This window comes from Sulfitobacter sediminivivens (genome assembly GCF_042611115.2).
Lineage (GTDB): Bacteria > Pseudomonadota > Alphaproteobacteria > Rhodobacterales > Rhodobacteraceae > Sulfitobacter > Sulfitobacter sediminivivens.
Map to the genome: position 1 here is coordinate 25,325 of NZ_JBHGAR020000023.1, position 24,896 is coordinate 50,220.

At 54.7% G+C, this 24,896-nt stretch carries 24 protein-coding genes and 2 pseudogenes; 15 read left to right on the top strand and 11 right to left on the bottom strand.

What is annotated here, in order from left to right; translation table 11 throughout:
• Positions 1-34 precede the first annotated feature (34 nt).
• Positions 35-709, bottom strand: coding sequence for a helix-turn-helix domain-containing protein (locus tag ACEWL3_RS17715; protein ID WP_386184773.1), 675 nt, complete (start codon positions 707-709; stop codon positions 35-37).
• Between the two features lie 169 nt (positions 710-878).
• Between ACEWL3_RS17715 and ACEWL3_RS17720 the strand changes: the two genes are divergently transcribed.
• Positions 879-1,658: a response regulator gene (locus ACEWL3_RS17720; RefSeq protein WP_386184771.1), complete on the top strand. Its 780-nt coding sequence runs from the start codon at positions 879-881 to the stop codon at positions 1,656-1,658.
• Here the strand turns inward: ACEWL3_RS17720 and ACEWL3_RS17725 are convergent.
• The 3 genes from ACEWL3_RS17725 to ACEWL3_RS17735 all read right to left on the bottom strand — a co-directional run bounded on the left by ACEWL3_RS17725 (position 1,625) and on the right by ACEWL3_RS17735 (position 5,185).
• Positions 1,625-3,178 (bottom strand): PAS domain S-box protein, encoded by a 1,554-nt coding sequence (locus tag ACEWL3_RS17725; RefSeq protein WP_386184769.1) that lies wholly within the window; start codon positions 3,176-3,178, stop codon positions 1,625-1,627. The genes ACEWL3_RS17720 and ACEWL3_RS17725 overlap by 34 nt on opposite strands.
• 87 nt (positions 3,179-3,265) lie before the next feature.
• On the bottom strand, positions 3,266-4,399 hold the full coding sequence (locus tag ACEWL3_RS17730) for a site-2 protease family protein (RefSeq protein WP_386184767.1): 1,134 nt from the start codon (positions 4,397-4,399) through the stop codon (positions 3,266-3,268).
• 69 nt (positions 4,400-4,468) lie between these two features.
• The gene (locus ACEWL3_RS17735) at positions 4,469-5,185 is read right to left on the bottom strand and encodes a VIT1/CCC1 transporter family protein (RefSeq protein WP_386184765.1); all 717 of its coding nucleotides are present in this window, start codon (positions 5,183-5,185) and stop codon (positions 4,469-4,471) included.
• 108 nt (positions 5,186-5,293) lie between these two features.
• Here ACEWL3_RS17735 and ACEWL3_RS17740 point away from each other — a divergent pair, with 108 nt between their 5' ends.
• Complete coding sequence (locus ACEWL3_RS17740) at positions 5,294-5,659, top strand: phasin family protein (protein WP_386184763.1); 366 nt, start codon at positions 5,294-5,296, stop codon at positions 5,657-5,659.
• On the opposite strand, the gene ACEWL3_RS17745 is transcribed toward ACEWL3_RS17740, so the two are convergent.
• Genes ACEWL3_RS17745 through ACEWL3_RS17760 form a run of 4 tightly spaced genes read right to left on the bottom strand, consistent with a single transcriptional unit; the run spans position 5,656 to position 11,597 of the window.
• Positions 5,656-7,308: a PHA/PHB synthase family protein gene (locus tag ACEWL3_RS17745; RefSeq protein ID WP_386184761.1), complete on the bottom strand. Its 1,653-nt coding sequence runs from the start codon at positions 7,306-7,308 to the stop codon at positions 5,656-5,658. The genes ACEWL3_RS17740 and ACEWL3_RS17745 overlap by 4 nt on opposite strands.
• Complete coding sequence (locus ACEWL3_RS17750) at positions 7,305-8,516, bottom strand: efflux RND transporter periplasmic adaptor subunit (RefSeq protein WP_386184759.1); 1,212 nt, start codon at positions 8,514-8,516, stop codon at positions 7,305-7,307. The genes ACEWL3_RS17745 and ACEWL3_RS17750 overlap by 4 nt, the downstream gene beginning before the upstream one ends.
• A 4-nt stretch (positions 8,517-8,520) precedes the next feature.
• A complete protein-coding gene (locus tag ACEWL3_RS17755) occupies positions 8,521-10,884 on the bottom strand; it encodes an ABC transporter permease (protein ID WP_386184758.1) in 2,364 nt (787 codons plus the stop codon).
• 5 nt (positions 10,885-10,889) lie between these two features.
• Positions 10,890-11,597, bottom strand: coding sequence for an ABC transporter ATP-binding protein (locus ACEWL3_RS17760; protein ID WP_386184756.1), 708 nt, complete (start codon positions 11,595-11,597; stop codon positions 10,890-10,892).
• 209 nt (positions 11,598-11,806) lie between these two features.
• Here ACEWL3_RS17760 and ACEWL3_RS17765 point away from each other — a divergent pair, with 209 nt between their 5' ends.
• The 5 genes from ACEWL3_RS17765 to ACEWL3_RS17785 all read left to right on the top strand — a co-directional run bounded on the left by ACEWL3_RS17765 (position 11,807) and on the right by ACEWL3_RS17785 (position 14,047).
• Positions 11,807-12,475 carry a Crp/Fnr family transcriptional regulator gene (locus tag ACEWL3_RS17765; protein WP_386184753.1) on the top strand — a complete coding sequence of 223 codons (669 nt, stop codon included), beginning with the start codon at positions 11,807-11,809 and terminating at the stop codon, positions 12,473-12,475.
• A gap of 87 nt (positions 12,476-12,562) precedes the next feature.
• Complete coding sequence (locus ACEWL3_RS17770) at positions 12,563-12,775, top strand: YgaP family membrane protein (RefSeq protein ID WP_114877625.1); 213 nt, start codon at positions 12,563-12,565, stop codon at positions 12,773-12,775.
• Between the two features lie 3 nt (positions 12,776-12,778).
• On the top strand, positions 12,779-13,210 hold the full coding sequence (locus ACEWL3_RS17775; protein WP_386184751.1) for a YeeE/YedE family protein: 432 nt from the start codon (positions 12,779-12,781) through the stop codon (positions 13,208-13,210).
• Between the two features lie 3 nt (positions 13,211-13,213).
• Positions 13,214-13,654 (top strand): DUF6691 family protein, encoded by a 441-nt coding sequence (locus ACEWL3_RS17780; protein WP_386184749.1) that lies wholly within the window; start codon positions 13,214-13,216, stop codon positions 13,652-13,654.
• Positions 13,655-13,720: 66 nt separating this feature from the next.
• On the top strand, positions 13,721-14,047 hold the full coding sequence (locus tag ACEWL3_RS17785) for a TraR/DksA family transcriptional regulator (protein WP_386184747.1): 327 nt from the start codon (positions 13,721-13,723) through the stop codon (positions 14,045-14,047).
• 45 nt (positions 14,048-14,092) lie between these two features.
• Here ACEWL3_RS17785 and ACEWL3_RS17790 read toward each other — a convergent pair whose 3' ends face one another.
• On the bottom strand, positions 14,093-14,506 hold the full coding sequence (locus ACEWL3_RS17790) for a c-type cytochrome (protein ID WP_386184745.1): 414 nt from the start codon (positions 14,504-14,506) through the stop codon (positions 14,093-14,095).
• Positions 14,507-14,814: 308 nt separating this feature from the next.
• Between ACEWL3_RS17790 and ACEWL3_RS17795 the strand changes: the two genes are divergently transcribed.
• The 6 genes and pseudogenes from ACEWL3_RS17795 to ACEWL3_RS17820 form a co-directional block, all read left to right on the top strand.
• Positions 14,815-15,948, top strand: coding sequence for an ABC transporter permease (locus ACEWL3_RS17795; RefSeq protein WP_386184743.1), 1,134 nt, complete (start codon positions 14,815-14,817; stop codon positions 15,946-15,948).
• Positions 15,945-16,739: an ABC transporter ATP-binding protein gene (locus tag ACEWL3_RS17800; protein ID WP_386184741.1), complete on the top strand. Its 795-nt coding sequence runs from the start codon at positions 15,945-15,947 to the stop codon at positions 16,737-16,739. Before ACEWL3_RS17795 ends, ACEWL3_RS17800 begins: the two co-directional genes overlap by 4 nt.
• Positions 16,739-18,454: an MlaD family protein gene (locus ACEWL3_RS17805; RefSeq protein ID WP_386184739.1), complete on the top strand. Its 1,716-nt coding sequence runs from the start codon at positions 16,739-16,741 to the stop codon at positions 18,452-18,454. Before ACEWL3_RS17800 ends, ACEWL3_RS17805 begins: the two co-directional genes overlap by 1 nt.
• Before the next feature lie 4 nt (positions 18,455-18,458).
• Complete coding sequence (locus ACEWL3_RS17810; RefSeq protein ID WP_386184737.1) at positions 18,459-19,076, top strand: ABC-type transport auxiliary lipoprotein family protein; 618 nt, start codon at positions 18,459-18,461, stop codon at positions 19,074-19,076.
• Between the two features lie 81 nt (positions 19,077-19,157).
• Positions 19,158-20,250: pseudogene (locus ACEWL3_RS17815) on the top strand (IS630 family transposase).
• A 172-nt stretch (positions 20,251-20,422) separates the two neighbouring features.
• Positions 20,423-20,575 (top strand): annotated as a pseudogene (locus ACEWL3_RS17820) (IS6 family transposase); the annotation flags it as partial.
• 263 nt (positions 20,576-20,838) lie between these two features.
• On the opposite strand, the gene ACEWL3_RS17825 reads toward ACEWL3_RS17820, so the two are convergent.
• The gene (locus tag ACEWL3_RS17825) at positions 20,839-21,978 is read right to left on the bottom strand and encodes a tyrosine-type recombinase/integrase (protein ID WP_386184734.1); all 1,140 of its coding nucleotides are present in this window, start codon (positions 21,976-21,978) and stop codon (positions 20,839-20,841) included.
• A 224-nt stretch (positions 21,979-22,202) separates the two neighbouring features.
• Positions 22,203-22,547: a hypothetical protein gene (locus ACEWL3_RS17830; RefSeq protein WP_435001311.1), complete on the bottom strand. Its 345-nt coding sequence runs from the start codon at positions 22,545-22,547 to the stop codon at positions 22,203-22,205.
• 95 nt (positions 22,548-22,642) lie between these two features.
• On the opposite strand from ACEWL3_RS17830, the gene ACEWL3_RS17835 reads away from it, so the two are divergent.
• Positions 22,643-23,548 carry an alpha/beta fold hydrolase gene (locus ACEWL3_RS17835; protein WP_386184732.1) on the top strand — a complete coding sequence of 302 codons (906 nt, stop codon included), beginning with the start codon at positions 22,643-22,645 and terminating at the stop codon, positions 23,546-23,548.
• A complete protein-coding gene (locus ACEWL3_RS17840) occupies positions 23,545-24,864 on the top strand; it encodes a 3-isopropylmalate dehydratase large subunit (RefSeq protein ID WP_386184729.1) in 1,320 nt (439 codons plus the stop codon). Before ACEWL3_RS17835 ends, ACEWL3_RS17840 begins: the two co-directional genes overlap by 4 nt.
• Positions 24,865-24,896: the final 32 nt, after the last annotated feature.

Genomic DNA, 24,896 nt, shown 5'->3' on the forward strand with positions numbered 1-24,896 from the left:
CGATTGGATGCTTAGGGCTATGGCACGCGGTGGATCAGTCGCGATCACCCAGTGACAAGCCAAGCAAGGCGGTCGGTCGCAGGATGATGATTGTCTGGATGTTCTCAATTGCGATGATTTTGCTTTTGCGCAGCTGCGTGAATGTCCGGCTGACCGTCTCTGTTGTGAGGCCAAGAAAATCCGCAATATCCGAGCGGCTCATCGGCAACGTGACCTGCCGAAACCCGCCCAGGTCCTGCCCGACCTGATCGACCAGTACGCACAGAAATGATGCCAGTTTTTCGCTCGCCGATTTGCGCCCAAGCATCATGAAATGATCCTGCATTGCACTGATTTCACGCAAGGCCGCCTGCAAAAGACCCTGATGCAGCTTGGGATCGCCTTCACCGCTTTCCAAAGCGGAACGTCGATAAGGTTGCAGCCGTGCTTCTGTCAGCGCCTCGCAATCGGCGTGATGCTTGCCGTTGGACGGAAACCCAACGATATCGCCCGGATACCCGAATGCGATGACCTGACGCCTGCCATCAGCCAGCAGCCGGGTCAGGCGCAGAACGCCGCTGGTAACTTGATAAAGCCACTCCACATGATCACCCTCGTAATATAGGTATGTACCGGGTTTCAGACGTGTTGCCGCCGTTTTGGGCGACTTGCTCGCAAGTGGCGCAACATACGCCTCTGCGGTATGGTCTCTGGGAATTGTTACATACATCTTGAGGCCCCCTAGTGATGATTTGGGGCTAACCTATGTAGCTATTGTAACGCGGGTTGTTCTACTTGGGCGGGTTTTTGTATCATTTTGTATCCGTCCCGTTCCACTGTCGCGTCTGTGCATGTGAAAAAACTGTGTATCTGCTATTAACGGCGAGAAAGGGGCGCTTATGAGTGATGAGATAATCCTCGTCGTGGAAGACGACCAGAAAATCAGATCACTCTTGCGCAATGTATTCGAGGATGAAGGGTTCGCCGTGCGCGAAGCGGACAGAGCCTCAAATGTCATGGATATACTTGCCTCAGCCCCGATCAGCCTTGTTACTTTGGACATTCATCTGGGCGCTGACAATGGAATCAAGCTGGCACGCCAGATCAGACAGGTCTCTCAGGTCCCCATCATCATGGTGACGGGCAAGGATGATGTCATTGACCGCGTCGTGGGGCTTGAGGTCGGGGCAGACGACTACATCACAAAACCTTTCCATGTTCGCGAAGTGGTTGCCCGGGTAAGGAGCGTCCTGCGCAGAACCAGCCGCAGTGAGAACATTCAGCAGGAGGGGGTAGCAGACCCATCCGCACTGTATGGATCTGGCGAAAGTGCGCATTTTGCCTTTGATGGGATGATCGCGGCACCGGATCGGATGGAACTCATAGACCGCGACGGTGCGGATTGCGGATTGACCAGTGGTGATTTCAAACTGCTCACGGTCTTTCTGAATAGCCCCAAACGGGTGTTATCGCGTGATCAACTGATGGACATGACGGGCGGCATAGAATGGAGCCCGCTGGATCGCACTGTCGACAACCAGATTGCCCGTCTGCGCAAAAAAATCGAACGCGACCCGTCAAACCCCAAGCTGATCAAGACTGTGCGCGGCGTGGGCTATATTTTTGCCTCAGACGTCCAAACGGTTCAGCCGTCAGAACCCTCAGCCAAAAGCATCTGAAGCCGCAGCGCCAAATCTGATTGCCGATAGGGCTTATGAAGGATTTCGTAGGGTTCGCCATGCGCCATTGCATCCGTGACCACGTCACTGGCATATCCAGAGGTCAGAAGCACCTTAAGATTGGGATACTCAGCCAGAACTTTGGCGGCCAGATCGTACCCATTCAAGTCTCCTGGCATGACCAGATCGGAAAATACAAGATCGACCTCCGCACCATCCTGTAGCATCTGATAGGCTTGATCCCCCGTCTCCGCTTCAAGGGTCACAAATCCAAGGTCGCGGATGCGCTCGATGGAAATCTTGCGCACTCTTGGGTTGTCTTCGACAATCAAGATCGTTTCACCGTGACCGCGTGGTACGGCCGCGTTTGCCCAACCTTCCCAATCCGAAGCCTGATCGGTTGCATCTGCTGGCGACAGCATTGGAAAATAGAGGCCGAAACTCGTGCCGAGCCCCAGTTCGCTGTAAAGTGTCACATGCCCGCCTGATTGCCGGACAAAGCCATAGACCATCGCCAATCCAAGGCCCGATCCGCCGCTCTCAGTTTTGGTCGTAAAGAAAGGCTCAAAAGCACGGCGCTGCGCCTCTGCAGTCATGCCCTCGCCATCGTCGCTGACGGAAAGGCGAACATAATCGCCGGGTTCGATATCCGTTTCCTGCGCCATATAGCTGTCATCAATGGTCACATTGGCAACGGAGATCAGCAATTCGCCCCCGGTGCCCATTGCATCCCGCGCATTCAGCGCGAGGTTCATCAACGCAGATTGAAGCTGCACCGGATCGACCTTAACCAAACCCACGTCCTTGGCAAAATCGGTTTTGATGCGATAGCGCGCGCCAAATGTCCGTTTGAGAATGCCCAGCGTGCCCTCACACAAGATACGCAGATCAACCTGCTCTGGTTTGAGTTTGCTGCGGCGCGCAAAGACCAGAAGCCGTGACGTCAGTTCGGCACCCAGTTCGGCAGAATCAAGGGCGTCCTTGATCAAAGGCACCTGCCGATCATCAGCGCCTCGCTTTTCAAGCAGTTCCAGATTGCCGACAATTACTGTCAGAAGATTGTTGAAATCATGGGCGATTCCACCGGTCATTTGGCCGATGGCATCCAACCGCTGAGAACGGGCCAACGCATCTTCGGCAGCTATTCGATTGGTCAGATCGTGCAGGATCCCGACAAAAATAGCCTCGCCGTCAACTTGTGCTTCACCAACGGACAAATGCAGAGGAAATTCGGACATGTCCTTGCGCCGACCCTCAACAGCGCGGCCAAGACCGATAATCCGCCTTTCGCCGGTTTCAAGGTGGTGTGACATGTAACCCTCGTGCAGATTGGCCAATGACTGTGGCATCAGCATCTTCACGTTTTGGCCAACCATCTCAGCCACATCAAATTGAAAAAGGCGGGCCGCCGCCGAATTGACCCGCAGTATCGTCCCGTCATGATCTGACACGATCATCGCATCCACCGCCGCATCCAGAATGGCATGCAGAACTGCGCTGTCTTCGGTGAGGTTGCTCATATGCGATGTCCCTTTGGGTTCAGATTGCCAGTTGTTCCGCCAAAGGTGCAAGGCTCTATTGATATGTAGCGATGATACTTTGGTTGATTATCTTGCGCGATGCGCAAGATCACCAAGGTTAAGAAACCGTGTGAGATCAGCCAGAGTAATCACGCCAACAAGACGATGGTCCGATACGACCAGAAACTTGCGCCGGCCAGTATTTGCGATGATCCCCAAAAGATCCGGAACAGCCAACTCAGGGGGGACGAGCACGTTTTGATCCAATCCAACAAAAACATCCCCTACGCGAGTGTTGCTCCAGTTTTCGCGGTCAATGCTGGACAGAACGGTTGTGTCAATATGGCCCAAAAGCACTGCATCATCCAGAACAGGGACAAAGCTGACGCCGTGCCGCAGCATGATCTGGTCGGCAAGCTCTGTCAGTGTCATTTCTGGCCCAACTGTAATGGGGTCACGTTTCATCATCGCATCCACGGACTTCCCCTCAAAGACCACCCGAGCCAGTTGCGCGTTGTAGCTGGACCGCGCTGCGATCAGCAAAAATCCCCCGATCATCAACTGCCATAGCCCCGCAACAAATGCGCCCTGAAAAAGCGCCATAACGCCCAAAGCCATCAGCGCGTAAGCAAAAAAAGCGCCTGATTGCGCGGCGGTCTTGGTTGCGGCCAGCGCATCGCCCGTCCGATGCCACAGATAAGCGCGCAACATGCGGCCGCCATCCAAGGGAAACGCCGGGACCATATTGAACAACGCGAGCACCAGATTAATCAGCGCCAGATAAGAAATCACCTCTCTAAAGGCAGGTACGCTGCCGAAAAACATAGCGGCCTGCGTGAGGGTCCAGAACCCGACTGCCAGACAGAGCGACATCACCGGACCCGCCAGCGCGACCCAGAATTCGACACGGGCAGATGCGGGTTCCGCCTCAAGTTCGGCCACGCCACCAAAGAGAAACAATGTGATGCTTTTGACCGGAAGGCCCAAACGTCGTGCCACGACCGAGTGGGCCAATTCATGCAACAACAGCGATGCAAATAGGGCCAGCATAGAAATCAGCGCCATCATCAGGTGGGTCGCCGCGGATGCATTGGGTAAAATATCCGGAAAATATTGCCGCGACAAGCTCCAGGTGATCAGCGCCGCAATAATCACCCAACTGGGATCGACCTTGATTTCAAAGCCATTGAGATAGAGAATCCTTTTAGCGTGTGAGAACATCAGCGGCCTCTTTTTAAGGACCAAGGTATCAGATGGAACTGAGGCCAAATTGACATCGCTCAACCCAAACTAGCCAACATTGAAGAGCCCGCCGACACCATATGCCAAAAGCGCGGCCATGGCACCGATCAACAATGTCTCGGTGCCGGACCGCCACCATTTGGCAAGCGACCAGCGGCTTTTCCCGGTCCCAATCAGGAAAAAAGTCAGCAGCGTTGCACCGATCGATATCGCAAAAGCATTCTGCAACCCCAGAACAAAGGGGATCAACGGGACCGCTCCGGCCATCAGAAACGCCACGAAAGTGGCAATCGCCGCGCGTATCGGTGCCGGCCCATCACGGGCTAGCCCATATTCATCGGTGAGCATCAGGTCGATCCATTTTTTCTTGCTCTGAGAGATTGCGTGCACGGCGCTTTCCAGCACCTCACCCGTCAATCCGCGCAGATGCAGGATCTGCCGCAACTCTTCCAACTCGCCAGCAGGGTTTTCGACGATATGGCGCTCCTCGATCTGGATGATCCGCTTGCGGTCGTCCAGCTCAGCTTTGGTGCCTGAATAATTGCTGGCGGCCATCGAAAACCCATCCGCGAGGATATTGGCCAGCCCAAGGGCCACAATAATCGTATGCGAAAGCCCCGCACCCTCGACGCCCGCCACAATCGCGAACGTGGTCACTGCACCGTCAATACCGCCATAGATCAGGTCTTTGAGATGGCTGTGGTTTGGTCCAGCCGACAGACGGCTGGCAACTTCTTGCGGGCTGTGTCCGTGTTCTTGCTTCATCCCCACAGCATCAGCCAGATGCCATTTCCACAATTGAGTAATGTCAAACCAAACTCAAAATTCTCGTCTAGGATTACGGGCGTAACGTCACAAACCGGAGGACAAGAAATGGTCGACAAATCAGCGACGCACGAGACAGATGCCAAAAAACCAACATCACCAACGACAGAACCGCTCGACACCTTGAAGCAGCTTCAGGAGGCTGGTTTCGGAAATATGATGGGGATGAGCAAAGCGTGGATTGAATCGCTCAGTGATTTGAGCGCTGAAATGGCCAGTTTCGTAGCTGAAAGGATCAAGGAAGACGTCAAGACACAGCACGAAATACTGCACTGCAAAAACGTCGGTGACATTCAGCGCATACAGGCCCGGTTCATTCAGAAAGCCATGGATCAGTATCATGACGAAACCGGCAAGCTGGTCGAAATGAGCACCAAGGCTTTTGTGCCCAAAGTCCCCAAAAACAAATCTTAACCCAGAACGTAGTGGCCGGGTGCCGGGTCGCATCCCTCAAGATCTACCTTGCGTGGCGGCACCACTGGACTGCTGTGTTTTGTTAGCCATTTGGCCCAGTGCTGCCACCATGATCCGTCCTTTGGTTGGTGGCGGTCAAACCAATCCGATGCGGTGATATGTGTGTCGTTCTTGGCCTTGTAGCCGCAGCGAAAATGTCGGCCAGCGCGGCCGGGTTCGGACAAGATACCGCCATTGTGACCGCCGCTGGTCAGCACAAAAGTGACGTCTGTATCAGTCAAGAGCAACAGTCGGTAGACCGAGACCCAGGGCGACACATGATCTGCCTCCGTGCCAACACAATAGACCTTTGTGCGGATATCGCTCAGGGCGACTGTCGCTCCATCGACCTCAAACCTTCCTTTGGCCAAATCATTTTGCAGGAACAAGCGCCGGAGGTATTCAGTATGCATCCGCGCTGGCATCCGGGTCGCATCGGCATTCCATGCCAGCAACGGATTGTCGGGGGTGCGTTCACCCAGCAAATAGTGGCGGATGACCCTGCTCCAAACAAGGTCATTTGATCGCAAAAGCTGAAACGCCCCTGCCATCTGATCCGCCTTGAGATAGCCACGCGTTGCCATGATATCTTCTAAAAAGGCCACCTGGCTTTCATTGATGAACAGCCCCAGTTCACCGGGTTCGGAAAAATCCACCTGTGACGCAAGCAGGCTGACACTGGCCAGACTGTCGTCACCGTCACGCGCCATCGCGGCGGTGACAATGGCCAGCAATGTACCCCCCAAGCAATAACCTGCCGCATGCAGGCGCGTACATCCCATCGCCTTGATCTTGGTAATGGCTGCGCGCACGCCCAAATCGACATAATCCTGCAGTGAAAGATCGGCGTCCTTTTGGTCAGGGTTCTTCCATGACAGAATGAATACCTCAAACCCTTGATCGCGCAGATACGCGACCAGTGATCGTTGGGCGGTAAGATCCAGAATATAGTATTTCATGATCCATGCAGGCACGATCAGAATCGGCTCAGGATGCACTTTTTCAGTTGTGGGGCGGTAGCGTATCAGCTCAACCAGATCGTTGTGCAAAACCACATCTCCGGGCGTAGTGGCAAGCTCTTTTCCCACATTGTAATTGCCTGATTGCCGCGGTTTTTTGGTCAGCAAACGGTTCAAATCCTCCATCCAATAACGCGCACCTCGAATTAGGTTCTGCCCGCCTTCCTGACGCGTGCGTTCCTGCACTTGCGGATTGGTTGCGGCAAAGTTGGAGGGCGAGAACATGTCAAGCCATTGCCGCGCAGCGAAACTGACAATCTGGGCATGTTTAGGATCAACACCAGACAGGTTCGTGGTGGCGGTATCCCACCAATTCTGCGTGGCAAGAAAACTTTGTGCATAAAGATTGAATGGAAAGGCAGACCACGTCGCATCTGCAAAGCGCGGATCGCTCTGCGGCTTGGGGTTTGGGACAGATGACAACGCCTCTTTGACCAGTTCAGATTGTTTGTCGGGGGACCCGATCAGATGCAGTCCCCAATCCACGTATGCCGTGAGAAGCGCCGCCGGGGATAGGCCGCCGGTCAATTGACCAAGCGCCGAATGCCAGCGGGCGTCCAGCTCATGCGGTTTGTTCTTGTCTCCGCTCATAGCTGCGACCTTTCCACCAGAGCGACACCTGCGGCAATGGAGTCACTTGGGTGGGTGACCACCTGTTCTGATAACGCCAAACCGCTCACCACCTCAGTCATTTGCGAGTTACGTCGGCCCAAGGTCACTGCGCGTTTTTCTGCAACGCCGTCTTGGGCCACAAAGACCGCCCAGCCCGTATCGTGGCGAAAAATCGCGCTAAGCGGGACCTGCAACACGTCCTCGGCACGCCATTCAACGATCCTGAGAAAAACGGAAAAACCATCGCCCAGGGTTGCATGGGTTTCACGGGGGCTGGTCATGATGAAATAGGCATCCACACGCTGTTCTTCGATCCCAAGAGCCGAGATTTTGGTGCGTGCCTTGGGATCAATGCGGTCCAGCTTTGCTTCCAATACCTGCGGGCCACCCCAGCGTTCGACATAGGCCAATGCGCCGGGTGCGAGACGGACCGCATCGTTTGACAGGATGTCTGCAACAAGCTCAAGCTGATCTGGATCGCCGATACTGACCAGCGGTGTCCCTGTTGTGACTGGTCGTTCGCTGATTGCCGCTACCGACAGGACCACCCCATCCGAGGGTGCCGTTATTTGAACGCAGCAACTTTCAGGCGATGCACCCGCTTCACCTGGTGATAAAAGACTGGCACGCGCACGCCTAACAACGCCATCCGCCATTTCAATCCGCGCCTTAGCGGCATCAATCGCCGCATTCGCAACAGCCACCCTTTGGGTGTCATCTTCAAGCCGGGTGATCGACGCCACACCACGGTTTACCAATGCCTGCGTTCGGTCCAACTGCGACTGCGCAAAGCGCTGGGTTTCTTCCGCCTGCTTCAGATCGGCCTGTGCCACATGCCGTGCAGCCAACGCTTCCTGCAGGGCCGCCTCTGCCTGCAACTGGGTGCGCGCATCCAACAGTCCGGCAGACAAAGGGCGTACGATTGCAACAACGGTTTCTCCTGAACGCACAACATCACCTTCCGAGACGGGCGACCGCAGGGCCGTGCCCGCGATCGGTGACGCGACCTCATACAAATTCCGCACCTGTGTTTTGCCATCCGCATTGATGGTGACTTCCAAAGGGCCCTGAACGACTGTGGCCAGATCAACGGCAACCGGGTCCGTCCGGAAGCTGACATAAGACAGCCCAGCCACCAGCGTGACGCCAAGGCCGATTAGAACAAGTGTGCGGGTTGAATATGCCATTGCATCATTCCCTTGTTTTCATGACAGAGACCAAATCTAGACGGTCAAGCCGCCGGCGCACGATCATCGCTGATCCAAACGCTGCGCTCAGCACCACAAGACTTGCAAACGTAAAGGTTGCCGGTTTCAGAACCAGCGGAATCGCATAGAGATCACTGGTGAATGCTGATGTCATCAGCTGGGCAATCCAGGCACCGATGAGCCAGCCAAACGGCTGCGCACTGAGCGCTATCAACATTATCTCACCCACCAGAATGTACGACACTTCGCCACGGCCATAGCCAAGGATCCTCAGGCTGGCTAATTCGCGCGCGCGCTCAGACAGTTGAATGCGCGCGGCGTTGTAGGTCACGCCAACGGTGATCAGCACGGCGATCACTATATAGATGGTGTTCATGACGACGATATTTTGTTCGATCGTGTGTTGAAATGAACGGCGATTTTCATTCATCTCAACAATGCCCGTCACGCGAGGGGTATCCTTGATGGCCGCATGCAGCGCCTCTATTTGTTGATCATCCAGCGTCACATTCACGGTTGATATCCGTGGGGACTGTCGAAAAAGGGCGTTCAGGTATTCAAAATCCATATAGGCACCTAATCCGAAATGCTGTTCCACCAACCCCGTGACCGTGACGCTAAACGTCTCACGCCTGCCACTTAGAAACTCGATGTCGATGTTTTCCCGACTTCGCACATCAAGATGAGCCGCCAATCGCCGGGACAGAACCACCCCACCTGGCGGCACATCCAGCGGCTTGCCTTGCACGTCCAACACCCGGCTGAGGTCAGTACCGGGGGGGCGCGATTCAACAGCCACCCGCTTTGTCAGATGGCCATGATGCAAGATTGCCGCGTGGAATTGCTGGTTTTCGGCCTGCAATACACCGGGCAAATTGCGGATATCTTCAAGGGCTATTTGAGGCAGATCATCCGCGAAAAGCAGTATCGCGTCCTGACGGTTGGTCCGGTAGAAGGCCAGATCGACAATTTCATCGAGCGCATCATTGATGAAGGTGGCCGCAATCATCGAGGCCACAGCAAGCGCCAGACCCAGCGAGGTCAGAAAACTGCGGACTGGCCAGCGCAGCAGAGAACGCAAGATCATGACCGTCGATTGGGCAAGGCGCAGTCGTGTCATCGCATCATCAATGAAGGATCTTTTGAACCGCGGCGGGGCAGGGGGCTGCATCGCGATTGCGGGTGCCAGTCGCGCAGCCTTGAGAGCAGCCTGAGCGGCCCCAAGGCTGGTCGTGGCCAGTCCCGCAAGGCCAGTGAGGGCGTAAACCCAGTATGAAACGCGAAAGATCACATAAGGGAAATTAAAGAATTCCGCATATTGCGCGGCTGTGACCCGCGCCAGCACCGTCCCGGCTATCCAACCCACCCCCACACCGACCACTGCGATCATTGCCGCCAACATCAAATAATGCAGGCTGATTTCCATATCGGAATATCCGATGGCTTTAAGAAGACCAATTTCACTGCGTTCCAGTGTGATGATCCTGCTCATCACCATGCTGACCAGAAAACCCGAAATGCCAAAGAAGATTGGCGGCAGAATGGCGGCCATTCCCTTAAGCTGACTGATCTCTGCATCCAGAAAAGCATTGGACTGATGCGTGGTACGATCATAGGCACCAAGGCCCCCAAAGGGTTCCAACAACGTGTCCAGCGCGTCAATAACTGTCGCCGTCGACGTCCCTGTGGCCAGCGCCAGTGACACATCGTTGAACGCGCCGGTCATATCGAATGCCGCCGCTGCAGCGCGTTCGGACATCCAGATGATACCAAAAGATGCATTGTCCGGCATCAAGGCACCGGGGCCGATTGTATAGATAAACTCAGGCGACAGCACTGTGCCAACAATCGTCAGATTGCGCTTTCGCCCTCTGAGGTTGGCACTGAAACTGTCACCTGTCGTAAATTTGTTCGCTTTTGCAAAGGGTGCGTTGACGACAACTTCATCGGTGCTGAGAGGATCTGGAAACCTGCCAGTCACCAGCAATGGGACATTCAAAACCGGAATGGCGGTTTCAGGATACGACAGGATATGACCAACCGCCGTTCTTGTGCGCCCCGGAATATCCAAAGTGGCATCCCCAGCAATGCGGGCCTCTACACCGACGACGCCATCTATGCGGGCAATTTCAGCGAGCAATGACAATGGGGCACGGGTGGTATGGGCAAAGACATCTGCAAAGCGGTTGCGTTCATAATATGCTGTTCGTGTCTCGGAAAGTGCCTTGTACATCCCGACCGACGTCAGCAGGATTGCAACGCCACAAGCCAGCACCAATGATATTGCAACGGCTTGCAACCAAAGCCTTTTAAAGTCACGCAGCAGTTTGATGTCAATTGCCTGCATGCCCGTCACCACGCAATCTCAGACGGGGCCAGCCGCTTGTCGTTGGTCCGAATTTCGCTGATCTTACCGTCCTGAAAAAAGATCACCCGGTGCGCCATGCGTTGAATTTCAGCGTTATGAGTGATCACAACGGTCGTGGTGCCGAACCTTTCGTTGATATCACGCAGCACTTCGAGCACTTGGACGCCCGTGGTGCTGTCCAGTGCGCCGGTTGGTTCATCGCACAGCAAAATTTCGGGTCGTTTTGCGATGGCCCGTGCGATGGCAACACGCTGTTGCTCACCTCCCGACATTTCTGAGGGAAAGTGATCCATGCGCTTGCCGAGCCCCACCAATTCAAGTGCTTCTTCGGCGGGCATCGGGTCGGGTGCGACATCTGTGACAAGCTGTACGTTCTCGCGTGCCGTCAGGCTGGGCACCAGATTGTAGAACTGGAACACAAATCCAACGTGATCACGCCGGTATTTTGTGAGGCCCCGGTCAGCCATGTTAGTCAGCTCTATATTGTCAAACCAAACGCGTCCGTCGGTGGCATGATCAAGACCGCCGAGAATATTAAGAAGCGTTGATTTCCCGCTGCCCGAGGGCCCAAGCAGAACGGTCAATTCACCCTTGTAAAGCTCAAGATCCACTCCGTCCAAAGCGAAAACCTTCACCTCACCGGTGTCATATACTTTTGTGATGCCTTGAGTTTTGAATATGATGTCAGCCACGGACCTCTCCTGCTGACGTTACGCATAAAGGATCCAGGGCGAGACAGAATTGATCGATCTCAATTCTGGTCAGGAACCATGACTATTATCGGCAATAACAGTTTCAACCGGAGCACAAGGTGCCTTGAAAGGACAGGGCAGCGCGTTGATTAATATCAAATTGCAAAGGTTAATTTCGCGGTAGCAAATAAGCAAATAAGGTGAATGTTATGTTAGATAGACTACCGTGGCGGGACAAATTTCCAGGTCTTGCGGAGCTTTCAGAAACGGTTTCCAGCCTGCTTGATAAGCAGGCGCGTTCCGTTGAGATCAAGCAGGGATCGCTGATTTTTGGCCCTGGCAACCCGGCCGAAAACCTGTTGCTGTTGGTATCGGGAACGGTGCGGGTCCAGCAATTATCAGAAGCCGGCAGAGAGATTGTCCTTTACCGGGTCCACGCTGGTGAAAGCTGTGTTTTGACCACGGCCTGTCTTCTTGCCTTTGAGGATTACTCCGCAGAAGGCATCGCAGAAACCGATGTCGAAGCGATCCTTATTCCGCGCAACACATTTGATGAGTTGATGGCTGCGTCAAAGGAATTCCGCGCTTTTGTCTTTGAGGCCTATTCGAAACGGATCACTGATCTGTTTCTTGTCATCGAAGAAATTGCCTTCAAACGGATGGACATCCGTGTGGCACAGAAACTGCTTGAACTGAAGGATGCAGAAAGTGTTTTGCACCTGACCCATCAGCAGCTTGCGATTGAACTTGGCACGGCGCGCGAGGTGATTTCCCGCCAACTCAAGGAATTTGAGCGGCGCGGTTGGCTTCGGCTGAGCCGGGGTGAGATTGAGTTGCGCGATGCCGCCGCGATCGCGCGGCTTGCTGAGGCACCATAAGGATAATCGCGTGTGACATTATCACTGATCTGCCGCCGCCATTGATCTACGCTTAGCGAAACGGAACACCTAAAGGAGGATTCGGATATGACAATCAATCTGGGCAACACAGATCGTGTGCTAAGAGCCATCATTGGCTTGGCGCTCATTCTCTCACCACTTTTCAATCTACCGGCCGTCTGGTCATCAACACCACTTTTCTATGCCAGCATCGTCGTCGGGTTGGTCTTGGTTGGCACTGCCCTTTTTCGGTTCTGCCCACTTTACAGAATTTTTGGCATCTCGAGCTGCAGGATCTGATCAATGGAAACAGCTTTCACACCAATCGCGTCATTGGCCGGTGGCGCTCTCATTGGGCTCGCAGCGGTTCTTCTGATGCTCTTGCGAGGTCGAATCTTGGGGGCCACCGGCATTCTGGCCGGGGTGCTTTTGCCGGCGAGCAGGTATGATTGGGTCTGGCGTGTCATGATGCTGGCCGGCATGTTTACCGGACCTTGGGTCTTTTTGGCGATCTCCGGACAGCTGCCTGATATCCAGGTTCCTGCAGCAACGCCGCTGCTGCTGATAGGCGGTTTTCTGGTCGGTATTGGCGTCACACTGGGAAGCGGCTGCACCTCAGGTCACGGGGTTTGCGGCATCGCACGGTTGTCACCCAGATCATTCGCCGCAACCGCGACTTTCATGCTGACAACAGGCCTGACCGTCTATGTCATTCGACACATCCTGGGGGCATAAATCATGCGCAATCTTCTGACATTTTTCATCGGCAGCATTTTTGGTACCGGCATCGCAATGTCGGGCATGGCAAACCCTGCAAAGGTGATAAACTTCTTTGACGTTGCCGGAACATGGGATCCCAGCCTTGCCTTTGTGATGGGCGGGGCCGTTATCGTCACGTTCATCGGCTACCGCTTGGTTTTCAGCAGATCTGCACCGGTGTATGAACCCACATTTGATGTACCAACCAACCGCCAGCTTGATGCCCGGCTGCTGATCGGTGCCGGTGTTTTCGGCGTTGGTTGGGGGATTGCTGGCTTTTGCCCAGGGGGGGCTTTGCCCGCATTGGGCACGCTGGATACCCGCGTGGCTATTTTCGTTGCGGCGCTGATCGCCGGCATGCTGATCACACGGACGGCACTGGACCGTGCCGCACTTCGAACACGCGCCCAGGGACATTGATCTTGGTCAACACTGTCGGCGACTGCGCTGCTAGTCATTTCCCCACCTACAGACAAAGGACATAACATGCCTGACCTGACGCATTACGGAAAACTCATTGCTGATCGCCTCAAGGAACTTGGGGCCCGCATTCACGAGATTGATGATGAACTTGGTGAACCAAAGTCCGCTGACCTGAATGAACAAGCGATCGACCTTGAAGATGATGAAGTGCTCGAGAGCCTTGGTGCTGTCGCGCAAAAGGAAGTATCACTGCTGCAGCTTGCGTTGGGTCGGATTGCGGACGGCTCCTATGGCATCTGCCAGAAATGCGCCGAACCGATCTCTGAAGAACGCCTGAATGCTGTCCTTTATGCACCTTTGTGCAAGAGGTGTGCGACGGGCAGCCAATAGCCGCGTTTGGCATGGTTTCCTGATCGGCAAACGAAGGGCAGGGGATTATTGCTGTATTGTCTCGAGATAATCGAGCAGGGCGGCGATATCCGTGTGTAACACTTCGGCCCCAGCCCCGCCATCGGGATAGACATGCTGCAACCCCACTGTTCCAAACTCGGGCATGGCAGCGTCAGGATCTTCTTTCTCAAGAAGACCCAGAACAAACCGCCGCACAAATTCTCTTGGGAAAACACCATCATTTCGGCCGGTTAAGCCGACCAGATCCGGCGGTACCACGCCAAGCCCTAGCGAAGCGGCCCCGGCTCCATCGCCGTTTATGCCATGACATTGCGCGCATTCTTTGGCATAAATCGCGCGCCCACTCTCAACATCTGCACGCGCGTCAGGAATACCTCCGTTGCAGCCCAAAAGCAGGGCCGCGCACAGGGTCGCAACGATACCTAAAGGGGCTTGCATGCTTTAAATTCCGCCATGGGGTCGGTAACCGGTTTGCGGGCGCTTGGTTCATCAACAGGTCATGCGCCATTTGAGAAGAGTTGCACATGTGGGTGATGGACGTATTGATCTGCATCAACGATAATTACGGCCAGGTACATAGTCTAAGAATACATGCCAGCAACACTCCCAAAGCAACGGAACCGAAGTGACCCAAGATAACACCCCTATTTGGCCGCTGCGAAAATCACGTATGTCGGCAACTGATCACCACGGACGTAGTCTTAAATGGTCACATGCCCGATGACTCATTTGATCAGGGACCCTGCATGAGCAACGAAGGGCATAGCAACGAAAAGGCCGTCTCATTGTCCATCGTTGACGATAGGTTAACGCTGCAGGGCAAGTTGTTGATAGATACCTTGGTCGAGATCACCAATGAGGCAAAACGCGTTGTCTCAGGGACGATTTCGGTCATCGACATCTCGGCCTTGTCCCAAATGGATACGGCTGGTGCGTGGTTTCTTGTCGATCATCAGAAACGGGCCGAACAATCTGGCGTGACCCTGAATATCGAAGGTGCCACGCCCGCACAAGCGCAACTGATCAAGACGGTGCAGCGCAATATGCCACCCGCTGATCATGTGCCGGCAGCCGCTCTGACACTTGCCGACCGGTTGGAAAACTTTGGTAGGAAAGTCGCGCGCGGATGGCGCATGGCGGTCGAATTGACTTCGTTCCTGGGACAGGTGGTCGCGACACTGGCCGGGATCATAGTACATCCACGCCGGCTGCGTCTGACGTCGGTCGTGCACCACTGTCAGGAAATTGGGGTCAGTGCGGTGCCCATTGTCGCACTTATGTCTTTTCTGATTGGCGTTGTACTTGCGTTTCAGGGGTCTGCGCAGCTGCGTCAATTTGGGGCAGAAGTGTTCGTCGTCGATCTGATCGCCATCTCAATCCTGCGCGAACTTGGCATCCTTTTGACCGCAATCATCGTTGCTGGACGGTCAGGATCGGCATTTACAGCCGCAATCGGATCGATGAAAATGCGCGAGGAAATTGACGCCATGCGCACCCTCGGTCTTGATCCGGTGACCATTCTCGTTGTGCCGCGCGTTCTGGCGCTGATGCTCATGTTGCCCGCACTGGGGTTTATTGCCGACATATCCGGGCTGGTGGGCGGGGCGCTGATGTCATGGATCGATCTGGGCGTTTCTCCAGCAGTCTTTCAGGCTCGGCTGGTCAGCACCACAGACGTCTGGCATTTCAGCGTCGGCATGATCAAGGCCCCCTTCTTTGCGCTGATCATTGGAATTATCGGGTGTTACGAGGGCATGATCGTGGGCGGAAATGCAGAATCTCTCGGGCGCCTGACGTCTGCATCGGTCGTATTGTCGATCTTTATGGTCATCGTGATGGACGCCTTGTTTTCAGTCTTTTTCGCAGTGGTGGGGGTATGACGCAAACATCAGAAGACCCCATCATACGTGTCCGCGATCTGGTCACGCGTTTTGGGACCCACACAGTTCATGACGGTCTTGATCTTGATGTCAGGCGGGGCGAGATCATCGGAGTTGTCGGTGGCTCTGGCACCGGCAAATCGGTTTTGCTGCGTGCCATCGTAGGATTGCTAAACCCTGACGAAGGACAGATCGAAGTCTTTGGTGAAAGCGTGCGCTCGACCTCAGACGCACAATACCGCGCGCTGCGCCGACGCTGGGGGGTGATGTTTCAGGATGGTGCATTGTTTTCTTCGTTGACCGTGCGCCAGAACGTTGAAGCCCCCATGCGCGAGCAACTCACGCTTGATGACGACGTGCGCGAGACGCTGGCAGGCATCAAGGTGCGTATGGTTGGCCTGCCTGAGAATGCAATGGCAAAGTATCCTTCTGAGCTTTCAGGTGGCATGCGCAAGCGGGCAGGTTTTGCGCGGGCCATATCAATGGATCCCGAAATCGTATTTCTTGACGAACCAACGGCAGGACTTGATCCGATTGGTGCCGCAGCCTTTGATATACTGATCAAGCAATTGCAGGCAGCGCTGGGTCTGACAGTATTTCTGGTGACCCATGATCTTGATAGCCTGCACGCAATCTGCGACAGGATAGCAGTGCTGGCAGACCAGCGCGTGCTGGCAGTGGGTACGATGCAGGATATGTTGGCAGTCGATCATCCTTGGGTGCGCGAATATTTTCACGGGCCGCGCGCGCGCGCCGCCTCTGCCTCGGCCACACCGAAAGGAAACGTGTGATGGAGACCCGTGCGAACTATATTCTGATCGGTGTTTTCACCCTGATGGCCATCCTGGGTACGCTGGGATTTTTCATTTGGCTCGCCAGTGTTCAGATAGATCGGCAGTACGCCACATATGGCATTCTGTTTGACGATGTTTCGGGCCTAGACTCGTCCGGTGATGTTTTTTTCAATGGTATTTCTGTTGGCAGAGTCATCGGCTTTCAGATTGCTCCGGAAGACCCGTCAAAGGTGTTCACCACCATTGAGATTGATGCGGAAACGCCCGTCAGAGCTGACACCATTGCCCAGCTTCAGGCCCAGGGGGTGACAGGCGTGGCCTATATCTCGCTTTCAGGTGGCACACCCGCCGCCGCCCCTTTGACCCCCAATGAAGACGGCTGGTTGATCATCCCGTCGCGCCGATCAACCGTCCAGACGCTGGTTCAAGACGCGCCCGATCTTTTGGACGAAGCGAAATTGTTGTTGGAGCAGTTTCAGACGTTGACCGGCCCGGAAAATCAAACATTTGTCAGAAATATCCTGCGCAATCTTGATGCATCATCGGAAAATCTGGATCAGGCCCTCAGCGACTTTTCCGATATCACCGTCACCGTCCGAGAGGCCACGGCGCAGATCACACGGTTCACTGAACGCCTCGACGCTATTGGCGCATCTGTTTCTGCGACTCTGGAGCAGACGGATGACACATTGACCGCTGCAAAAGGCGCGTTTGAAACAGCGGACAAGGCGTTGTTGCAATCTGTCGACGCTGTCGACAGTGCGAAAGGGGTCTTTGATCAGGCGAAGCAAATCCTCAGTGACCAAGTGCCCGACATACTTGCGCAGGTGTCCGAAGCGGCAACCCGGACCAACGCTGCCATTTCTGACCTGCAGGAACGCTCTGGTGCAACTCTGGACGGTTTTTCCCAGACCTCAGACCTGCTGAATGCGCGACTGGCCGAACTTGATCAGACATTCAAGCTTGCCAATGATGCGTTTGTCGCTGTCATTGAGGCCTCAACCAGTTTTGATACGCTGGTCGAGGGAGACGGGACATTGCTGGTCGCCGAAGCCCGCGTGGTTCTTGCAGATGCAAAAGCCGCCATTGCAACCATCGAAGCCGTGGTGTTGGACGATGTCCCCGCCATCATGACAGACATCCGCCAAGGGGTCGCAACCGCCAGCAAAGCCGTTGAAGATGTGGCGGCAAACCTAACCGGCATGACAGATCGGTTTGACCCTATGGCCGATGAAGCACAACAGGCCATCGCGTCTGCCAACGCGTTGTTTGAAAAAGCACAAGGCAGTCTGGACGCGTTGAGCAAGACACTTGAGGTGGCCGATGGGGCACTTGGATCAGCGCAAACCGCATTTGCATCAGCCACAACCGTAATGGATACCGATATTGGGCCGATGATGACAGACATCCGTGAGGCTTCTGTTCAAATCAGTCAGGCAGTCGCCGATGTGTCCAAAGATATGCCCGAAATTACCTCCGAACTCCGGGCTCTGATCGCCCGCAGTGATGTAGTGGTCAAACAGATCCAGACAGGGGTCGCGCAAAGCACACCCGGCATTAGCGATTTTGCACGCAAAGGCCTGCCAGAAATGACGAGGCTTGCCGCAGATGCACGCGTTCTGGTCACGACGCTGAGCGATCTGGTGCGCCGGATTGAACGTGACCCGGCACGCTTTTTGCTGGATGGGCGTGTCCCGGAATACAGGAGATAGATCAATGCAAACGCTCATTCTGAACCGTCGAACTGCCCTACTTGGTGCGGTTAGCGTCCTTGGCGGCTGCGGCACCCTAAACGCTTTGAACGCAGCAACCGAGCCGCTGAATACCTACGATCTGCTCCCGGTGACGGGGTCAAAAAAGGGCGGACGAACATCCCGCACACTGCTGATCGCACGTCCACAGGCTTCAGCGGCGCTCGCAACCGACCGGATCATGATCAGGCCGGACAGCGCGTCAATCGCCTATCTGCCCGATGCCCGTTGGAGCGACGAACTCCCCTTGGTATTTCAGTCCCTCCTGATCCGCAGTATTTCCGCAACTGACCGCATTGCATACGTCGGGCGCAGCGATGCAGGCCCCGTTCCTGACAAGGCGCTGCTGGTTCGAATGGATGCTTTCGAGGTAAATGCCTTGGCTGATGATACGTTTGAGGTGCACGTCGATATTGAACTGACCATTATCAACGATCGAGATCAGCGCGTCGTCGCAACACGCAGCTTTTCGCAATCACAACCAACTCCCAACGAGAATGTCAGGTCGGTTGTCTCTTCCTTTCAGGCTGTGCTGAACAACCTTATCCCCACCCTCTCAGACTGGGTCATTCAGCGGGTTTAGTTCCAGGCTCTGTTGGCGCTCCTAGTGTTCCACGCCTGACACAGGATTCCCAGGCGCGTCTTGCTGTGCCATAGTCCGCCCATGAGACGCTCCGACATCTGCCTTTACCTTGGCACCACGGCCCTTGCCGAGCTTCAAGCTCTGATCACCAACCGCAACACGTCGCGCAAGCTTGTCTGGCGAGCCGAGATCATACTGGCGACGGCGGATGGTCATGGCACCTTCGAGATCATGCGGCGCGCGCGCACGTCGAAGCCCACAGTCTGGCGATGGCAGCAGCGGTATCTCGATGAGGGCGTGGCCGGGCTCAAGCGCGACAAGACGCGGCCCTCGCGCGTGCCGCCGTTGCCCATGGAAACAAGGGCTGAAGGTGATCGCCAAGACGGTGCAGGAAACCCCGCCCAATGCCACGCACTGGAGCCGCGCGCTGATGGCCGAAGCCATGGGCATCTCGCCGTCCAGCGTTGGTCGCATTTGGGCGGAAGCAGGCTTGAAGCCGCATCTCACGAAGGGGTTCAAGGTCTCGAATGACCCGATGTTCGAGGAGAAGGTCACGGATATCGTCGGCCTCTACTTCGAACCGCTTGACCGAGCCGTGGTGCTCTGTGTTGACGAGAAATCCCAGATACAGGCGCTGGATCGCACCTAGCCAGGGTTGCCGCTGAAGAAGGGCCGCTCGGCCACGATGACCCATGATTACAAACGCCACGGCACGACCACGCTCTTCGCTGCGCTGGATGTGAAATCGGGGGCGGTCACCGGCGATTGCATGCCGCGCCATCGTGCGAAAGAATTTCTGAAATTCCTTCGACAGATCGATAAGGCCGTGCCCGCGCGTCGCGACGTGCATCTGGTGCTCGATTACTACGCCACCCACAAGACGCCCAAGGTGAAAGCCTGGCTGGACAAGCACCGGCGCTTCAAACTGCATTTCACGCCCACCAGCGCATCATGGCTGAACCTTGTGGAGCGCTTCTTTGCCGAGATCACATCAAAACGCATCCGACGCGGCAGCTATTCCAGCGCCGATGATCTGGAAACCGCAATCTACGGCTATCTCGCCCAGCACAATGAGAAGCCAAAGCCCTTCAGGTGGACCAAGAGCGCAGAAGACATCCTCATCCGAGAGCGCCGCGCACTCGACGCACTGGATGAAATCCGCGGAAACAGGTAGGAAGTGTCGGACTCGGAACACTAGCGTGTCGAGTATTTTCGTGGGATCGGACATTGCCCGGCGCACGACTTCCGTAGCCGATTTGTGAGCTGGATCCTTTTCGACCGCCTCGCAGGGAATTGTCAGAAGAACTTGGGTTGAGCGGGACATGGCGATCCCGTAGCGTTCAGCCATGACCAAAACTGACCCATTTCGCTATTTCAAAACGAGCCGAGAGATAATCCGTTTGGCGGTTATGCTGTATGTTCGTTTCCCGCTGTCGCTTCGCAATGTGGAAGATTTGCTCCAGGAACGCGGCATCGATGTCAGTCATGAGGCTGTGAGATTCAGGGCGGCTGTGCGGCATAAGGAACAGCCTCACTGTCCTTGCAGAGACTGGTTTGCATTTGTCTGACACCACCGCCACTTTGGCAAAGCGCCATCAAGTCATTGATAACATCCTCCGCATAAGACACGTCACTAACGACGTCGCTATGCACGTGTCTTAAACCATCACGCCAAAATTAGGCAGGCGGTGCCAATCGGGCGGTTACGCTACATTGCCCTTGTAGAGAGACTAGTTCGCATTCTTCTGACAGCACCGGCGGGTCAGCTAAGATGCATCTGGGTTAGCCCGGAAACATAGCCGTCATACTGATCAATTGCATCACGCATTTCGTCCAAATACGAATGGCGATTGTAAACCGCCGCGACGCCGCTGATCGTTCCAGATACATGGTTTAAGAGCTTTTCAGCGACATGAATTGGCGTGCCAATTTTTGCATGAATGGTTGCGAAAGTGCGCCTGAGGTCGTGCAAAGTGAAGGGATCAACTTGTTCGAGCTTGGCGTCAATCTGGGCTTTAGACTTTCCCCATCCATTGAATACGGTGCCTTTGTCTGAACGGCTCGGAAATAGGTAGTTGGACGTCCGGGGAATTAACTCCAATACATCAGTGACCAAGTCGCCGTAAGGTTGGGCATGCGTGCGATTGTTTTTGGTTAGGCTAGCCGGCAAGATGATCATGCGGTCATTCTGATCGATCCAATCCCATTCGAGAGACGCAACCTCGTTGCGTCTCATCCCGGTTAGGATCAACAACGAGACGATGGTGCCAAAAGGGTAGGGTTGTTGCATGGACTTAGCAAAAACTTCTTTGAGTTCGCCGTCTGACAAAACCCTTTCACGAGGCTTCGGGGGCCCCGGAGGTTTCATCGCGGCGATAGGACTGATTTCAATGTACTGCTCCCTTAATGCCCAATTGAGAAAAGTGCGGATCGCTACGAACGCGTGATGCTGCTCGGATGGTGAAACCTGGCTTCGGCGAATGCGTGACTGAATATCTGTACGGGAAATTTCATCTAAACGTTTCCGTCCAAATCGAAAATGAATGTCTAACCGTTTGCGGTAATAATCCACGGTGTTCTTTTTGTTTTTGGAGCGACAGTCTTCCAGAAAGAGTTCTCGGGCATTTTTGAAGGAAATAGATCGGTTTTTCTCGATCCCCAGAGTAATCTCAGCCTGTTTCTTCTTTGCCTGGTCTCTCGCTTGTCTGAGGCTGATGGTGGGATATCGCCCGATGGTCTCCCTCTGACGATTAACACCATGGACCAAAACGAAGGATTTTGAGCCGCCCTGTGAAGCCCGAACACCAAAGCCGCTCAGGCTATCGTCCCAATAGGTTACCTGACCTCGTTCCGGTAGCGGCAGGGTCTTCACTGTCAGGTCGGTTAGGTTCACTCTCGGCATTGCGTTAGGCTCTCAATAGGCTCTAAAATATGGGGTGTACGGAGGGTTTCTTATGTTCAGCTATGAGGATGAATATCAACTAAAGCTATGAGAATGCAACGATAAAGTTGAGGGTATGGTTCGATATGTTCAACGATAACCGTGAACTGAAAATCCTCGTGTCGGTGGTTCGATTCCGCCCCCGGGCACCACTTTTTAATTAATTAAATCAATATATTAGATGGCTATTCTTTAAGCCTTGATGAAGCATCAAAAGTGCTCCGGGTGTCATATGGGTGCCAAAACCCATCATTCAATTTAAAACCGTTGCTGAATTGGGGTCTCAAACCAAGAAGCAGACCTTCGTTTCTTCCGCGGCTAACGGAAGCAAAGAGCCCAATCCAGTCATTGTAATTCCTTTCTGCGAGCTCCCGTAGCGCGAATGATGCGGCATGAGCGGAAAACTCCATGCCGCCAAGCAGCGCGAAAAACGGTAATTGGTTCGGCTGGCAGCTTGGATGAGGTGTCGAATTTACAGTAAGCGGTTCAATGGTGCGGCTTATGTCGGCAAAGACTATCGAGGTTTCCACTGGGATTGGCCGGCATTATTGATCAGCTTTTCCGATTAAAGCTTTCGATTTAATCTGTGATACTGGATAGAATTCATTTCCATAGGGAGTTCGAAATGTTCCAGGAATTCGTGGAAGAGCGTATTGAAGGCGACAGTGCAACTTTGTTCGTTCGCCGCGCCGGATCCGCAGGTGCGCCGCCGCTTGTTCTTCTACATGGGTATCCGCAGACGTCAGCCATGTGGCACGGTGTGGCGCCAATTTTGGCACGCTCGTATCAGGTCGTCTGCCCAGATTTGCGCGGATATGGTCGATCAGACAAACCAGTGTCAGACGCGTCCCACGCGCCCTATTCAAAACGCGCTATGGCCAACGACATCGTCGCGGTCATGCGGCGATTGGGGCACGACCGATTTCTGGTTGGTGCTCATGATCGGGGCGCACGGGTGGCGCATCGAATGGGTCTAGACCATCCGGATCGCGTCGCGGCCATGGCTTTGCTCGACATCGCACCGACCCGCGAAATGTATGCTGGCACCAGCACTGCATTCGCGCGTGCGTATTGGCATTGGTTTTTCCTGATCCAACCAAGCCCACTGCCCGAACAAATGATCGGCGCTGATCCTGAAGGATTTTGGAAGCTGAAATGCTTTAATCAGGCAGGCGGCAACAACCCGTTTTCGCCCGACGCTTTGACAGAATACCTGAACGCTTTTGCCGATCCGGACGCCATTCATGCAAGCTGCGAAGACTACCGTGTTGCTGCCAACATCGACATCGAATATGACGACGCAGATCAGGGTCGCAAACTCGACATGCCTCTCTTGACGCTTTGGGCGAAACGCGGCGTGATCGAGACCTGCTTTGACGCGCTTGGCCTCTGGCGTCAGCGGGCCATGCAGGTTGAGGCCGAAGCAGTCGATACCACCCATTACATGGCCGAAGAAATCCCGGATGATATCGCCGCACGCATGTCCGATTTCTTTGCCCGCAACCCTATCCAAGCGGAGACAATCAAATGAGCCGGACGCTTTACGACAAATTGGTCGACGCCCATAAGGTGTGCGATTTGCCCGATGGCGACATTCTGATCTACGTCGATTTCCACATCATGAATGAATACACCAGCCCGCAGGCCTTTTCGGGGCTCGACACAAAGGGGTTGGGCGTTTGGCGACCCGAGGCGCACCTGGCGGTGATCGATCATGTAAACGCCACCAGAAGCAGTGAGCCGCATGATGCGGCGTCCAAACTGCTGATTGACAACTTGCAGGCAAACTGCACCAAACACGGCATCGCCTTTTACGGCCTTGGCGACCTGCGACAGGGCATCGAACACGTTGTGGTGCCGGAACAGGGGCTGGTCACACCCGGCATGCTGATCGCTTGCGGCGACAGCCATACCACCACCTATGGGGCTTACGGCGCATTGGGCTTTGGTATTGGCACCTCAGAAGTGGAACATGTCCTTGCAACTCAGACGCTGCGCTACAAACGCATGAAAACCATACGAGTTATGGTTGACGGAGACACGGCACCCGGCGTGACGGCAAAGGACATTATCATGAAGGTCGTGCAAGTCGTTGGAGCAGGTGGGGCCAATGGATATGCGGTAGAGTTTGCGGGCTCTGCCATTCGCGGCCTCGATATGGCCGGACGGATGACCGTTTGCAATATGGCGGTTGAGCTGGGCGCGCGTGCGGCTTTGATTGCAGCAGATGAAATCACTGAGGCGGCTTTGCAGGGCCACCCCCATAGCGGTCAATTTGCATTCAAAGGTGAAAGCTGGGTCAGTGATCCGGATGCCGTATTTGATAAAAAGTTCACCATTTCAGGGGCCGATATCGAACCTTTGATCACGTGGGGCACGAGCCCGGATCAGTCAATCCCAATCACTGGGAATGTTCCTTCTACGCTGGACTATGCCTCTCCCAAGGCCAAAGCGGCGCTGGAACGCTCATTGCAGTACATGGGGTTGTCTGAGGGGCAATCGGCACGGTCGATAAAAATCAACACGGCATTTATCGGCTCTTGTACAAACAGTCGTATCGAAGATCTACGGGAGGCCGCCAAAGTACTGAAAGGCCGACACGTGGCGACAGGCGTCGAGGCAATCGTTGTGCCTGGATCTGCCATGACACGTATCAAGGCCGAAGCGGAAGGCCTGCGTGACATTTTTGAGGCCGCAGGGTTTGAGTGGCGACCCGAAGCGGGCTGTTCGATGTGTCTGGCGATGAACGACGACATTGCGATGGATGGCGAGCGCGTTGCCTCATCGACCAACCGGAACTTTGAGGTGTCTGACGTCAGCACCCTTGGGACAGATTTGAGGATTTGAATAAGGGAGGATTTCTGGTTCATCTTATCGAT

Coding starts and splice junctions, on each gene's coding strand:
- ACEWL3_RS17715 (WP_386184773.1), bottom strand. CDS start 709: ATGTATGTAACAATTCCCAGAGACCATACCGCAGAGGCGTATGTTGCG.
- ACEWL3_RS17720 (WP_386184771.1), top strand. CDS start 879: ATGAGTGATGAGATAATCCTCGTCGTGGAAGACGACCAGAAAATCAGA.
- ACEWL3_RS17725 (WP_386184769.1), bottom strand. CDS start 3,178: ATGAGCAACCTCACCGAAGACAGCGCAGTTCTGCATGCCATTCTGGAT.
- ACEWL3_RS17730 (WP_386184767.1), bottom strand. CDS start 4,399: ATGTTCTCACACGCTAAAAGGATTCTCTATCTCAATGGCTTTGAAATC.
- ACEWL3_RS17735 (WP_386184765.1), bottom strand. CDS start 5,185: ATGAAGCAAGAACACGGACACAGCCCGCAAGAAGTTGCCAGCCGTCTG.
- ACEWL3_RS17740 (WP_386184763.1), top strand. CDS start 5,294: ATGGTCGACAAATCAGCGACGCACGAGACAGATGCCAAAAAACCAACA.
- ACEWL3_RS17745 (WP_386184761.1), bottom strand. CDS start 7,308: ATGAGCGGAGACAAGAACAAACCGCATGAGCTGGACGCCCGCTGGCAT.
- ACEWL3_RS17750 (WP_386184759.1), bottom strand. CDS start 8,516: ATGGCATATTCAACCCGCACACTTGTTCTAATCGGCCTTGGCGTCACG.
- ACEWL3_RS17755 (WP_386184758.1), bottom strand. CDS start 10,884: ATGCAGGCAATTGACATCAAACTGCTGCGTGACTTTAAAAGGCTTTGG.
- ACEWL3_RS17765 (WP_386184753.1), top strand. CDS start 11,807: ATGTTAGATAGACTACCGTGGCGGGACAAATTTCCAGGTCTTGCGGAG.
- ACEWL3_RS17770 (WP_114877625.1), top strand. CDS start 12,563: ATGACAATCAATCTGGGCAACACAGATCGTGTGCTAAGAGCCATCATT.
- ACEWL3_RS17775 (WP_386184751.1), top strand. CDS start 12,779: ATGGAAACAGCTTTCACACCAATCGCGTCATTGGCCGGTGGCGCTCTC.
- ACEWL3_RS17780 (WP_386184749.1), top strand. CDS start 13,214: ATGCGCAATCTTCTGACATTTTTCATCGGCAGCATTTTTGGTACCGGC.
- ACEWL3_RS17785 (WP_386184747.1), top strand. CDS start 13,721: ATGCCTGACCTGACGCATTACGGAAAACTCATTGCTGATCGCCTCAAG.
- ACEWL3_RS17790 (WP_386184745.1), bottom strand. CDS start 14,506: ATGCAAGCCCCTTTAGGTATCGTTGCGACCCTGTGCGCGGCCCTGCTT.
- ACEWL3_RS17795 (WP_386184743.1), top strand. CDS start 14,815: ATGAGCAACGAAGGGCATAGCAACGAAAAGGCCGTCTCATTGTCCATC.
- ACEWL3_RS17800 (WP_386184741.1), top strand. CDS start 15,945: ATGACGCAAACATCAGAAGACCCCATCATACGTGTCCGCGATCTGGTC.
- ACEWL3_RS17805 (WP_386184739.1), top strand. CDS start 16,739: ATGGAGACCCGTGCGAACTATATTCTGATCGGTGTTTTCACCCTGATG.
- ACEWL3_RS17810 (WP_386184737.1), top strand. CDS start 18,459: ATGCAAACGCTCATTCTGAACCGTCGAACTGCCCTACTTGGTGCGGTT.
- ACEWL3_RS17825 (WP_386184734.1), bottom strand. CDS start 21,978: ATGCCGAGAGTGAACCTAACCGACCTGACAGTGAAGACCCTGCCGCTA.
- ACEWL3_RS17835 (WP_386184732.1), top strand. CDS start 22,643: ATGTTCCAGGAATTCGTGGAAGAGCGTATTGAAGGCGACAGTGCAACT.
- ACEWL3_RS17840 (WP_386184729.1), top strand. CDS start 23,545: ATGAGCCGGACGCTTTACGACAAATTGGTCGACGCCCATAAGGTGTGC.